The organism is Pseudonocardia halophobica, from assembly GCF_050948485.1.
Taxonomy (GTDB): Bacteria; Actinomycetota; Actinomycetes; order Mycobacteriales; family Pseudonocardiaceae; genus Pseudonocardia; species Pseudonocardia halophobica.
Window position 1 is genome coordinate 3,937,024 of the sequence record NZ_CP192046.1, and the last position, 12,362, is coordinate 3,949,385.

The following is a 12,362-nucleotide window of genomic DNA, read 5'->3' on the forward strand; positions in this document are numbered from 1 at the left end:
CGTGTACCCGGTGGGGCGTTCCGGGCCCGCGCCGACGCGCTGGGGATCACCCGATGGGGTCCTTGTAGGGTCCGGTCCCGAGATCGCCGCCGCACTCAGGGGGGACCGGACGGAATGGGGGACGGGTACACAGTGGAGAGCAACGGTCCGATCGGGATAGCCGTCGTCGGCGGCGGGTACTGGGGTCCCAACCTCGTCCGCAACGCACAGCAGACCCCGGGCCTGCACCTCGAGTACCTGTGCGACCTCAACGCCGACCGGGCCCGGCAGGTCCTCGGCAACTACTCGACCGTGCGGGTGTCCACCTCGCTCGACGAGGTGCTGGCCGACCCCGCGGTGTCCGCCGTCGCGATCGCGACCCCGGCCGCCACCCACTTCGACGTGGCGATGCGCGCGCTCGAGGCCGGCAAGCACGTGCTGATCGAGAAGCCGCTGGCGCCGACCTACGAGGAGGGCCGGCAACTGGTCGAGGCCGCCGAGCGACTCGGCCGCGTGCTCATGGTCGACCACACCTTCTGCTACACGTCCGAGGTCCGGCACATCCGCGAGGTCGTGCGCAGCGGCCGGCTCGGCGACCTGCAGTACATCGACTCGGTGCGGATCAACCTCGGCATCGTGCAGCCCGATGTGGACGTCCTGTGGGACCTGGCCCCGCACGATCTGTCCATCTTCGACGCGATCCTGCCGGACGACGTGTTCCCGGTCTCGGTGGCCGCGCACGGCTCGGACCCGGTGGGCGCGGGGCACGCCTGCGTCGCGCACCTCACGCTGCGGCTGTCCAACGGCGCGCTCGCCCACGTGCACGTCAACTGGCTCTCCCCCACCAAGATCCGCACCTTCGTGGTGGGCGGGTCGAACCGGACCGTGATCTGGGACGACCTCAACCCCACCCAGCGGCTGTCGGAGCACGACCGCGGCGTCGACCGGATCTCCCCCGAGCTGGAGGACGCGGACGTCCGCGGCCGCCGGCTCGTCTCGTACCGCACCGGCGACACCGTCGCCCCGGCCCTGGCCAACCTGGAGGCCCTGCGGTCGGTCATGGTCGAGTTCGCGGCGGCCATCGCCGAGAACCGGCGCCCGCTCACGGACGGCTTCGCGGGCCTGCGGGTGCTCGCGATCCTCGAGGCCGCCTCCGAGAGCCTCGCGAAGGACGGCATGTCCGTGCCGATCCGCGCGATCCAGGAGACCCCGCGCACCACCGCCGGGGTGATCGAGGACGTTCCCACCACGATGGCCCAGCGCGGCCGCGGAGAGGTGACGGTGTGACCAGCAGCGAGAAGGCGGCCCAGCCGGTCGAGGGCCAGCGGGTCCTGGTCACCGGCGGTGCCGGAACCATCGGTTCGACCCTGGTCGACCAGCTCGTCGAGGCCGGCGCGGCCGAGATCGTCGTACTGGACAACCTGGTGCGCGGGCGGCGGGAGAACATCGCCGCGGCGCAGCAGGCCGCGGGCGACCGGCTGACCCTCGTCGAGGGCGACATCAACGACCGCGGTCTGGTCGGCGAGCTGACGGCCGGCAAGGACCTGGTGTTCCACCTCGCCGCGTTGCGCATCACCCAGTGCGCCGAGCAGCCGCGGACCGCGCTGGAGAGCCTGGTCGACGGCACGTTCACGATCATCGAGGCCGCCGTCGAGCACGGGGTGAAGAAGGTCGTCGCGAGCTCGTCGGCGTCGGTCTACGGGCTGGCCGAGGAGTTCCCCACCACCGAGCGCCACCACCCGTACAACAACGACACCTTCTACGGCGCCGCCAAGGCGTTCAACGAGGGCATGCTGCGCAGTTTCCACGCCATGAACGGCCTGGACTACGTCGCGCTGCGCTACTTCAACGTCTACGGCCCGCGGATGGACGCCTACGGCGTCTACACCGAGGTGCTGATCCGCTGGATGGAGCGGATCGCCCGCGGCGACCGCCCGCTGATCTTCGGCGACGGGAAGCAGACGATGGACTTCGTCCACGTCCACGACATCGCCCGCGCCAACGTGCTCGCGGCGCAGGCCCCGGTCACGGACGACGTCTACAACATCGCCACGGCCCAGGAGATCAGCCTGGCCGGGCTGGCCGAGGCGCTGCTGAAGGCCATGGACTCCGACCTCACCCCGGAGTTCGGCCCGGCCCGCCAGGTCAACGGCGTCACCCGCCGGCTCGCGGACATCTCCGCCGCCGCCCGCGACCTCGGCTGGAAGCCGACGATCGGGATGGACGAGGGTCTGCGCGGGCTCGTGCAGTGGTGGAGCGAGGAGACCGGCACGAAGGTCGGCGCATGATCCCGGTGATGAAGCCCCTCCTCGGCGACGAGGAGGCGGAGGCCGTCGCCGCCGCCGTCCGGTCCGGCTGGGTGGCCCAGGGTCCCCGGGTCGCCGAGTTCGAGAAGGCGTTCGCCGCCCACGTCGGCGCCGCGCACGCCGTCGCGACCTCGAACTGCACCACCGCGCTCCACCTGTCGCTGTACGTGCTCGGTGTGGGCCCGGGCGACGAGGTCGTGTGCCCGTCGTTCTCGTTCATCGCGACCGCCAACGCGATCCGCTACTGCGGCGCCACCCCGGTGTTCGCCGACGTCGAGCCGGGGACGGGCAACGTCACCGCCGAGACCGTCGCGGCGGTGCTCACCCCGCGGACGAAGGCCGTGCTGGCCGTCCACCAGGGCGGGCAGCCGGCCGACATCCCGGCGATCAAGGCGGTCTGCGGGGACGTCCCGGTCGTCGAGGACGCCGCGTGTGCCGCCGGTGCCACGTTGCACGGGAACCCGGTCGGAACCGGTGCGCTGCTCGCGGCGTGGTCCTTCCACCCGCGCAAGCTCCTCACCACCGGTGAGGGCGGCATGGTCACCACGGACGACGCCGAGTGGGCCGCGCGGATCCGCCGGCTGCGCGAGCACGGCATGACCGTCTCCGCGGCCGACCGGCACGCCGCCGGCACGAAGGTCGTCCTCGAGGGCTACGACGAGACCGCCTTCAACTACCGGATGACGGACATGCAGGCCGCGATGGGGCTGGTCCAGCTCGGCCGGCTGCCCGGCATCGTCGCGCAGCGCCGGGCCATCGCGGAGCGCTACCGCGAGCTCCTCGCCCCGCTCGGGGTGCGCGCGGTCGTCGACCCGCCGCACGGCACGGCCAACTACCAGTCCTTCTGGGTCGAGCTGCCCGAGGGGGCCGACCAGGTCGCCGTGCTCGGCGCGCTCGCCGAGTCGGGGATCTCCGCCCGCCGCGGGATCATGGCCGCGCACCTGGAGCCCGCGTACGCCGGGCACCCGCACGGGCCGCTGCCCGTCACCGAACACCTCACGCGCCGGACCGTGATCCTGCCGGTGCACCACGAGATCGGGGAGACCGAGCAGCGCGCCGTCGTCGACGCGCTGGCCGGTGCCCTCGGCCTCGCCACCAGCTCCCCGAGCCACTAGGAGCCGCATGGCCGCCCCCACCACCCCGGTCCCGCACGCCCCGATCCCCCTCGTCGACCTGGCCGCCCAGCACGCCGAGGTGGCCGCCGAGGTCGCCGAGGGCTGGGAGAAGGTGCTCGCCCGCACCGCCTTCGTCGGCGGCCCGGCCGTCGCCGAGTTCGAGGCCGCCTACGCCGCGTACTCCGGCGTGGACCACGTCGTCGGCGTCGCCAACGGCACGGACGCGCTCGAGCTCGCCCTGCGCGCCCTCGGCGTCGGGCCGGGCGACGAGTGCATCGTCCCGGCCAACACGTTCATCGCCACCGCCGAGGCGGTCGCCCGCGCCGGGGCCGAGGTCGTGCTCGTCGACTGCGAGCCGGGCACCGCGCTGATCGACGTCGACGCCGCGCTGGCCGCGGTCACCGACCGGACCCGCGCGGTCCTGCCGGTGCACCTCTACGGCCAGGTCGCCGACGTCGCGCGGTTGAAGGCTGGTCTGCCGGACCACGTCGCGATCTGCGAGGACGCGGCGCAGTCCCAGGGCGCGCGGCGGGACGGGCTGCAGGCCGGCGCGATCGGCGACATCGCCGGCACCAGCTTCTACCCGGGCAAGAACCTCGGGGCCTACGGCGACGCGGGTGCGGTGCTCACCGGCTCGGCCGAGCTGGCCGACCGGGTCCGGCTGCTCGGCGCGCACGGCTCGCCGCGCAAGTACGAGCACACCGTCGTCGGCGTGAACAGCCGGCTCGACGCGCTGCAGGCCGTCGTGCTGTCGGCGAAGCTCAGCCGGCTCGACGCGTGGAACGCTGCGCGGCGGGCCGCGGCGGCCCGGTACGACGCCCTCCTCGCCGACCTCCCCGGCGTCACGACCCCGACGGTCACACCGGGCAACGAGCCCGTCTGGCACCTGTACGTGATCGAGGTGGACCGCCGCGACGAGGTCCTGGCGCACCTCAACTCCCATGGCGTGGGCGCGGGCATCCACTACCCCACCCCGGTGCACCTCACCGGCGCCTTCGGGCACCTCGGCAAGACCGGCGACTTCCCGGTCGCCGAGGCGCTGGCGGACCGGATCCTGAGCCTCCCGCTCTACCCCCAGATCACCGAGGAGCAGCAGCGGCTCGTGGTGGACACCCTCCGCTCCGCCCTGTAACTCCCCACCGGCGAACGGCGCTCTCGCTCATACCTGGTGAGCGAGAGCGCCGTTCGCCGTTTCCCGGAGGGGCTCAGCGGGGGCCGAGGAACCACTCCTCCCAGTTGTCGAAGGCGCCGTTCAGGGCGGCGCGGAAGATCAGCGGGCGGTCGATCTGCGTGATGAAGGTGCGCGGGATCGTTCCCGCGGGCCGCGTGTCGACGGCCTGCGCGTACACCGTGCGGTAGACGCGGCTCGCGATGGCCCCGGCCTCCGGCGTCCAGTTCGCCGACTGTCCGAAGGGGATGGCGAACTCGTCGATCTCGTGGCCGAGCATCCTCTCGAGTCGGTTCCGGGACTCGACGAGCTCGCGCTCGGCCGCGGCCGGGTCGAGCCGGCCGAAGTCGGGGTGCGACGCCGAGTGGCTGGCCAGCGTGACCCCGGCCGCCTCGAGCCGGGCCAGCCCGGCCCAGTCGAGGACGTGCGCGTACCCGGCGTCGTGTCCGCCGTCCGCCCACCCGCTGACCGCGAACATGGTCGACGGGACGCCGTGGTGGCGCAGCACCGGCACGGCGTTGTCCAGCACGCTGGTGGCGCCGTCGTCGAACGTGATCGCCAGCTGCCTGCGCTGTGGGGCGGCCAGCACCTCGGCTGGGGTGGCGAAGGTCCAGCCGTCGTCCACGGCGGCCTGCAGGTGCCGCTCGAAGTCGGCCGGCCGTACGTCGTTGACGCCCCACTCGTCCGTGCCGATCGAGTGGTACGCGAGGATCCGGCCGACCGCGGTGCCGCGCGGGCGGGTCAGGCCGGTGCGGGTCCGCAGCGCCTCGTCGAGCGCCAGACCCCACCGCTCCGCCCGCATCCGGCCGGCGACGGCGCACCGGTAGGCGGCCTGGGCCGCGGGGAGCTCGCCGAGGCTGCTGCGCAGGGAGGAGACCGGCACGTCAGCCCTTCCGGCCGACGCCGCTGAGGATCACGCCGGCCAGCAGCGCGGGGACCGTCCACTCCACGGCGTGGATGGTCGTCTCGGGGACCTCCTTGCTCCCCAGGACGGCCGTGCCCGCCACCGCGCCCACGGCGGCCGTGGTGAGACCGAGGCCGACCAGATCGGCCTTGCTGCGGCGCTGGGCCAGCAGGCCGACGCTGCCGAGCAGGTGCGCGGCCGCCGCGGCGCGGAAGATCGGGGTCCAGCGCGCCCAGCCGGCGGAGACGACGCGCTCGCGCTCGAGCGGGCCCCCGGCGGCGTCGGCGGCGGCGTTGAGGCCCGACGCCCCCATCAGCGAGCCGCCGAACCAGGCGGCCGCGCCGACGTCGCGCAGGGCGCGCAGCGCTGTGCTCGCGGTGGAGGCGGTGGTCTGGGTGGCACGGGCCATCTCGGTCTGCTCCTCGGTCCGGTGTGGTCGGCACGGGGCGCCCGGCTCGCTCCGCCGTCGGGGTGGCGGAGGCGGCGTCCCGCGGCGGGGTGGCCGGCCGGACGCCGGCGGGGACCCCGGTGGACTCTCCCGCCGGGGGACTCTAGCGACGGGCCGGTCGGGGCCGGACGCGCAGTCCCTTCCCCGCCCGCTCGTGGGCGGTGCCGCACTCCGGGCACACCAGGTCGTCGCCGAGCCGTTCGCCGCACACGCAGACCCAGCCCTTCACCTGCGCCGGGTTCCCGGCGACGAAGGCGTGGGCCGGCACCGACCGGGTCACGACGGCGCCCGCCGCGACGAAGGCGTGGTCGCCGATCTCCGTGCCGCACACCACGACGGAGCCGGCCCCGAGGGTCGCGCCGCGCCGGACCACGGTGGACAGCAGGGCCTCGGGCCCGCGCTTGATAGCCGCGCGCGGGCGCAGGTCGTTGGTGAAGAGCACGTTCGGACCGAGGAACACGTCGTCCTCACAGGTCACCCCGGAGAAGACGAGGGTGCCGTTCTTGACGGTGACGTTGTCGCCGAGCACGGCCCCGTCCTCGACGAAGGCGCAGTCGCAGATGTTGCAGTCCCGGCCGACCCGGGCGCCGGGCAGGACGTGCGCGAAGGCCCACACCCGGGTGCCCTCGCCGACGTCCGTGCTCTCGCAGAGGCCCTGCGGGTGTACCCGCACCCCGGTCGTGCTGCCCGTCGTGGCGGCCATGCGCGCTCCCGCTCGTCGTCCGTCGTGTGCGGCGCCGACGATAGCCGCGCACCCCGGCCGTCCTCCGCGGCACCGCGTGACCGGCGGGACACCGGGACGGGCGGCGTAACACGCTCCGTCGGGTGATCGATGGACGACGCGGGGTCGCCCTCGGGACCCCGGCGCAAAGCCGCGCACGCTACACCCCGGGACCGGTGGCGGCGAGTCGACCATTAGGCTCCGGGGACCGAGACGAGGAGCGGCGCCGGCGCCCATCGGGTGCGCGCGGCACGGACAGGTCTGACGGGGTACTTCGGTAGTGGAGCGAGACAGGGGTCCGGTGCGCGGCGACGAGCGGATCGCGGGCGGCCCGGGCCGACCCGCCGCGGGCGCGCCGACGAACCGGATCACCGGACCGGGTGCGGACCCGTACGCCGATCCCCCCACCGAGCGGTTCGCCGCCGTCCAGGTCCCCGCGCCGGGCACCGCGGAGAACGCCGCGCTCGACACCGTCGGTCTCCGCAACGCGCGGGTGCCCGAGGCCGCGGAGTCCCCGGTGGCCCCGGTGGCCCCGGCCGCCGAGCCGACGTCCCCCGAGACGGCCGAGCTGCCCGAGACACCGGGCAGCGAGACACCGGGCACCGAGCCGCCGCGCAGGCGCCGCTCGCTCCTGCCCAGCCTCGAGCTCAACGCCTTCGCGCTCATGGCCGCCACCGGCATCACCGCGCTCGTCGGTCTCGGCTTCTGGGCGATCGCCGCGCGGCTGCCCGCCGCCGAGGTGGGCCGGTCCTCGGCGATCCTGTCCACCGCCACGATGCTGTCGCAGGTCGCGGCGTCGAACGTCGGGCTGCTGTTCGGCCGCGTGCTGGCGTCGGCCGGCACCAAGGCGCGCAAGCTCGTCGTGGGCGGCTACGCCATCGCGACCACCATCGCCCTGCTGCTCGGCGCGGGCTTCCTCGTCTTCTTCCCGCACGACGAGCTGTTCCCCACCCTGTGGGACCGGGCGGCGTTCCCGCTGCTCGTCGCGCTGCTGGCGCTGTCCACGCTGCAGGACTGGGTGCTCACCGGGCTGCGCCGCTCCACCTGGATCCCGCTCGAGCAGCTGCTGTTCGCGCTGGGCAAGATGGGGCTGCTGATCCTCTTCGCGAACCTCGCGTTCGAGAAGGGCATCCTCGTCGCCTGGGCACTCCCGATCATCGCGCTGCAGCTGGTGATCTCGCCGATCCTGTTCCTACGGCTGCTCCCCCGCGTGCCCCCGCCCGGCGAGGGCACGCCGCCGATGCCGGACCGCCGCGGGCTGCTGTCGATCTTCCTGGCCGAGTACGCCACCGGCGCCGTCACGGTGATCATCCCGCTGGTGCTGCCGCTGCTGGTCGTGGCGCGGCTGGGCACCGAGGCCAACGCCTACTACGCCCTGCCGTGGCTGATCGCCGAGTCGTTCAGCGTGCTGATCTGGAACATCAGCTCCTCCTACGTCGTGGAGGCCAGCCACGACCGGCGCGAGCAGTGGGCACTGATGAAGCGCACCTTCCGGCTGAGCTACCTCATCGGCGGCCTCGGGGTGCCCGCGCTGTTCTTCCTGGCCCCGTGGGTGCTGTCGGTGCTCGGCGACACCTACTCCGACCAGGGCACCTGGGTGCTGCGCTACGCGGTCCTGGCGATCCCCTTCACGATCATCAACATGAACTTCATCAACACCTCCCGGCTGCGCAACCAGATGGGCCGCGTCGTCGTGCTCGAGGTGTTCACCGCGGCGCTGGTCATCGGGCTCGCGGTGGTGCTCATGGACCGCATGGGCATCGGTGGCGCCGGCCTGGCGTTCCTCCTCGCCCAGGCCGTCACGGCGCTCGTCGTCGCCGTCCCGCTCGTCCGCTTCATGCGGACCCTGCGGCACGACGCCGTCGAGGAGGAGACCGGCCGCACGTCGGAGCCGGGCGACGACACCGACCGATCCGACCCCCCGACAGAGCCGACCCCCGTCGCCGGACTGGCGACGGGAGCGGGCCGGCGCCCGTCCTGACGGACGGCGTCCTCACACACGAGGGAGACCCGAGGAGTGAACGCGCACAGCGCTCCCCGCGCGAGCCGCTGGCCCACGGACCGGCCGCTGCGGCTGCTCGTCGTCCTGCACAACCTGGACATCGGCGGCAGCCAGCGCAACTCCGTGGACCTGGCCGCCGGCGTGCGGGACTTGGGCCACGAGGTCGTGGTCGCCGGGCCCCCCGGTGTCCTCGAGGATGTCATCCACAAGCGCGGGGTGCGGTTCGAGGCGGTCGAGGAGCTGGTCCCGGACAACATCGCGCCCACCGCGCGGGCCGCGTACAAGCGGATCCGGGACCTGTCCCGGCGGCTGCAGCCGGACCTGATCCACGCCTACGAGCTCACGCCCGCGCTGCTCGCCTTCCTCGGCCCGCACCGCCTCGACGACGTGCCGATGACCATGACGATCAACAGCATGTCCGTGCCGGACTTCATGCCCGGCTCGGTGCCGCTGCAGGTCTGCGGGCCGTTGATCGCCATGGAGACCCGCGAGCGCAGCGGCTCCATCGGCGTCCTCGAGATCCCGACGGACACGGTCGGCCAGTACCCGGACTACCCCGGGGGCGACGCGTTCCGGGCCGAGCTCGGGATCGCGCCGGACGAGATCGCCGTCGTCGTGGTCAGCCGGTTCGCCCGGGCACTCAAGCAGGAGGGCCTGGAGACCGCGATCCGCGCCGCGGGCCGCATCCCGCCGCACCACCGGCTCCGGCTGGTGATGGTGGGCGACGGGCCGGCGATGCCCGAGCTGCGGGCCCTGGCCGACGCGACGAACGCCCGCGCGGGCCGCGAGGTCGTGCTGCTCCCCGGGATGCGCGTCGACCCGCGCCCCGCCTACGCCTCCGCGGACATCGCGCTCGGCATGGGCGGGTCGATCCTGCGGGCGATGGCCTTCGGCAAGCCGTGCATCGTGCAGGGCGAGCGCGGCTACTTCCAGATGCTCGACCGCGAGTCGGCCAGGCTGTTCCGCTGGCGCGGCTTCTACGGCATCGGCGACGGCGGCACGGGGGAGGACGCGCTGGTCCGCGAGCTGACCACGCTCCTGGACGACCAGGTGCGCCGCAAGGAGAACGCCGCGTTCGCCCTCGAGCTCGTGCGCCGGCACTACAGCCTCGAGCACGCCCTGCGGGTGCAGATGGAGTGGTACCAGAAGGCGCTCGCCGAGCACGTCCGCCCGAGCCGCAGCGAGGTGGCGCGCACGGTCGCGTCCGTCGGCGCCTGGTTCGCGGCGCGGGCGGCGGGACGGGTCGAGCCGGACACGTTCAACAGCTCCGAGCGGATCGCGCCGGGCATCGCCGGCCCGGTGCCGGACTGGTTCGACCCGGACATCGACACCGACACCGGCAGCATCGACATCGCCAACGCGAAGACACTGAAGCTGAGGGCGGTCCGCCGGGCCTGAGCAGCCGCGGCCCGAGAACGACACCGGCCGGTGCCCCCGCGGGGGCACCGGCCGGTTCGTGTCCGGGTGGGTCAGCCGGAGTACTTGTACTCCTTGATCCAGTCGACCTGCATCTCCGAGGGCTTCACGTTGTTCGGGTCGCCGTCCTCCGGGAACCAGTCGAGCTGGATGCACAGGTGCATCGGGCCCGGCGGCAGCGTGTCCTTGTCCTCGATCCGGTACCACTCGCGGCCGTCGAGGTAGCCGATGACGTGGTCCGGGGTCCACTCCACGGCCCAGTTGTGCCACTCGGTGCCGTCGACGTCGACGGAGTGCTCGATCTGCTTGTTGTCCTCGCTGTAGTGCAGGAACGAGTTCACGTTCTGCCGGTCGCCCGAGGTCGCCTCCATGAAGTCGACCTCGCCGCCCTCCGGCCAGTTCTCCTCGTCCGGCCACAGCAGCAGCAGGGCGTGGTAGGTGGGGTCGCTGGCCGGCATCTTCACCCGGCCCTCCCAGCGCCCGTACATCTGGCCCGGGTTGAGCGCGAGGCCACCGGTGTTGCCCTGCGCGTCGCCCTTGATGGTGAGGATGCCGTCGTTGACGTGGATCGACTCGGTCGTGCGGCGGCCGTTGCCGTCGTGCCCCTCGCCCTTGTAGATGCTCCAGCCGGCGGGGCGCGGCCCGTCGAACTCGTCGACGCGGCTGGGCTCACCCCAGCCCTGCAGGGTGGCGGCGCTGGTGTCGGAGCCCGCGCTCTGGGTCTGCGTGGGCGTGGTCGGGCCGGGCGGCTCGGACACGCTGCCGCTGCCGGAGGTGTTCCCGGAGTCCGACGACGGGCTGCCGACGAGCACGGCGATCAGCGCGAGCACGGCCACGACGGCGACGCCGCCGATGATCAGGCCGGTGCGGCGGGAGATCCCCCGGGTGGGCGCTCCGCCGCCACCGGGCCCGGACTCTTCGGACACTGGGACTCCTCGTCACATCAGACAGCTCAGATCGGACATTCCGGACAGATGGCGAGCGTAGAGCACCGCGTGGACGCCCCCGTCACCGAGTCCAACGACGTCAGCGGTCGGACGTGACGTCCGAGTTCACCGGGGACAGCGGGGGCACCCGCCCGCCGACCCGCCGAGTCGCGCGGCGCCCCCGGACGTAGGCCGAGCCGCCGTCGACGATCCACGCGAGCCGCTCCCCCAGGCTCCCCGCGGCCACGCCCTCGCCGGCGGTGGACTCGCGCGCGCCGATCTGCCGGAACTGCGCGAACGCGGCCGGGATGCGCTTGGCCGCCATCGCCCCGGCCCGCGGGTCCAGGGCGATCTTGGTGAGGAAGGCGCCCAGGCCCATCGAGTAGCCGCGCAGCTGGCTGCGCAGCTCCTCCGGCGACGACCGGTGGTGGTGCCAGACGAACGCGCCCGGGTCGTAGCCCACCCGGTGCCCGGCCAGGACCAGCCGGACCATGAACTCGCAGTCCTCGCCGCCGCGGGTCGGGGCGCCCGCGCCGAGCGCCTCGTCGAACCCGCCGACGGCGCGCGCGATGTCCGCCCGGACGGCGAAGTTCGCGCCGATCCCGAACAGGCCCGGCGAGAAGGGGAAGATCGCGGAGTCCGCGGGCGGGTCGGCCAGCGAGTAGCGGCGCGCCTCGAAGCCACGGTTCCACACCAGGGCGCGCTCGGCGGCCAGCTGCTCCTCGGTCTCCAGCACGGCGCCGACCACGGGGCCGCTGAGGCAGGCCAGGTCCGGCTCGGCGGCGAACACGGCGGCGATGCGGCTGGCCCAGTGCCGGTCCACCTCGGTGTCGTCGTCCGTGAACGCGACGAGCCGGGTGACCGCCTCGCGCAGCCCGCGGTTGCGGCCCACCGAGAGGCCGCGGCGCCGTTCGCGGACGTAGACCACGCCCCGGTCGGCGAACTCCTCGGCGACCAGCCGGGTGCTCTCGTCCGGCGGGTCGTTGTCGACCACGACCACGGTGACGGCCGGGTGGTCACCGGCCACCACGGCGGCGATGCTGGTGCGCAGGCTCTCCGCCCGGCCACGCGTCGCGATCACCACGGTGAGCGGATCGACCGAGGGCGGCAGCGCCTGCTCCTCCCCGGTGTCCGGGCCCAGCTGCGCCTCGATCGCGGCCCGCACGGTCGACGTCGTCGCGCGGCCGCCGGTGAGGCCGACCGAGATCAGCCCCGCGGGCACGCCGCCCGCGGTCACCAGCAGCCTGGCCGCCAGGTACCGGGGGTCCACCGACAGGTCGAGGGCGTCCTGCCCGTCGGTCCGCCGCTCGACCCGGCCGACCCAGGCCGGCGCCCGCCCCGGCAGCTCCATGCTTCTCCTTCGTGGTTCGTCGGCGG

At 73.8% G+C, this 12,362-nt stretch carries 11 protein-coding genes; 6 read left to right on the top strand and 5 right to left on the bottom strand.

What is annotated here, in order from left to right:
- Window positions 1-132 precede the first annotated feature (132 nt).
- Genes ACQP04_RS18850 through ACQP04_RS18865 form a run of 4 tightly spaced genes read left to right on the top strand, consistent with a single transcriptional unit; the run spans window position 133 to window position 4,532 of the window.
- Window positions 133-1,266, top strand: a complete 1,134-nt coding sequence (locus tag ACQP04_RS18850; RefSeq protein ID WP_231497986.1) for a Gfo/Idh/MocA family protein — start codon at window positions 133-135, stop codon at window positions 1,264-1,266.
- Window positions 1,263-2,267, top strand: a complete 1,005-nt coding sequence (locus tag ACQP04_RS18855; protein WP_433501887.1) for an NAD-dependent epimerase/dehydratase family protein — start codon at window positions 1,263-1,265, stop codon at window positions 2,265-2,267. The genes ACQP04_RS18850 and ACQP04_RS18855 overlap by 4 nt, the downstream gene beginning before the upstream one ends.
- A gap of 8 nt (window positions 2,268-2,275) precedes the next feature.
- A complete protein-coding gene (locus ACQP04_RS18860; RefSeq protein ID WP_433501888.1) occupies window positions 2,276-3,400 on the top strand; it encodes a DegT/DnrJ/EryC1/StrS family aminotransferase in 1,125 nt (374 codons plus the stop codon).
- Window positions 3,401-3,407: 7 nt separating this feature from the next.
- On the top strand, window positions 3,408-4,532 hold the full coding sequence (locus ACQP04_RS18865; RefSeq protein WP_433501889.1) for a DegT/DnrJ/EryC1/StrS family aminotransferase: 1,125 nt from the start codon (window positions 3,408-3,410) through the stop codon (window positions 4,530-4,532).
- 73 nt (window positions 4,533-4,605) lie between these two features.
- On the opposite strand, the gene ACQP04_RS18870 is transcribed toward ACQP04_RS18865, so the two are convergent.
- The 3 genes from ACQP04_RS18870 to ACQP04_RS18880 all read right to left on the bottom strand — a co-directional run bounded on the left by ACQP04_RS18870 (window position 4,606) and on the right by ACQP04_RS18880 (window position 6,623).
- A complete protein-coding gene (locus tag ACQP04_RS18870) occupies window positions 4,606-5,451 on the bottom strand; it encodes a polysaccharide deacetylase family protein (RefSeq protein WP_433501890.1) in 846 nt (281 codons plus the stop codon).
- A 1-nt stretch (window position 5,452) separates the two neighbouring features.
- Window positions 5,453-5,881, bottom strand: a complete 429-nt coding sequence (locus ACQP04_RS18875; protein WP_433501891.1) for a hypothetical protein — start codon at window positions 5,879-5,881, stop codon at window positions 5,453-5,455.
- A gap of 142 nt (window positions 5,882-6,023) precedes the next feature.
- Window positions 6,024-6,623 (bottom strand): N-acetyltransferase, encoded by a 600-nt coding sequence (locus ACQP04_RS18880; RefSeq protein WP_433501892.1) that lies wholly within the window; start codon window positions 6,621-6,623, stop codon window positions 6,024-6,026.
- Between the two features lie 298 nt (window positions 6,624-6,921).
- Here ACQP04_RS18880 and ACQP04_RS18885 point away from each other — a divergent pair, with 298 nt between their 5' ends.
- The gene (locus ACQP04_RS18885) at window positions 6,922-8,622 is read left to right on the top strand and encodes a hypothetical protein (protein WP_433501893.1); all 1,701 of its coding nucleotides are present in this window, start codon (window positions 6,922-6,924) and stop codon (window positions 8,620-8,622) included.
- Between the two features lie 36 nt (window positions 8,623-8,658).
- On the top strand, window positions 8,659-10,041 hold the full coding sequence (locus tag ACQP04_RS18890; protein ID WP_433501894.1) for a glycosyltransferase family 4 protein: 1,383 nt from the start codon (window positions 8,659-8,661) through the stop codon (window positions 10,039-10,041).
- Between the two features lie 71 nt (window positions 10,042-10,112).
- Here ACQP04_RS18890 and ACQP04_RS18895 read toward each other — a convergent pair whose 3' ends face one another.
- Window positions 10,113-10,985, bottom strand: a complete 873-nt coding sequence (locus ACQP04_RS18895) for a glycoside hydrolase family 16 protein (RefSeq protein WP_037038794.1) — start codon at window positions 10,983-10,985, stop codon at window positions 10,113-10,115.
- Between the two features lie 100 nt (window positions 10,986-11,085).
- Complete coding sequence (locus tag ACQP04_RS18900) at window positions 11,086-12,336, bottom strand: glycosyltransferase family 2 protein (RefSeq protein ID WP_433501895.1); 1,251 nt, start codon at window positions 12,334-12,336, stop codon at window positions 11,086-11,088.
- Window positions 12,337-12,362 lie beyond the last annotated feature (26 nt).

Coding starts and splice junctions, on each gene's coding strand:
- ACQP04_RS18880 (WP_433501892.1), bottom strand. CDS start 6,623: ATGGCCGCCACGACGGGCAGCACGACCGGGGTGCGGGTACACCCGCAG.
- ACQP04_RS18860 (WP_433501888.1), top strand. CDS start 2,276: ATGAAGCCCCTCCTCGGCGACGAGGAGGCGGAGGCCGTCGCCGCCGCC.
- ACQP04_RS18900 (WP_433501895.1), bottom strand. CDS start 12,336: ATGGAGCTGCCGGGGCGGGCGCCGGCCTGGGTCGGCCGGGTCGAGCGG.
- ACQP04_RS18875 (WP_433501891.1), bottom strand. CDS start 5,881: ATGGCCCGTGCCACCCAGACCACCGCCTCCACCGCGAGCACAGCGCTG.
- ACQP04_RS18865 (WP_433501889.1), top strand. CDS start 3,408: ATGGCCGCCCCCACCACCCCGGTCCCGCACGCCCCGATCCCCCTCGTC.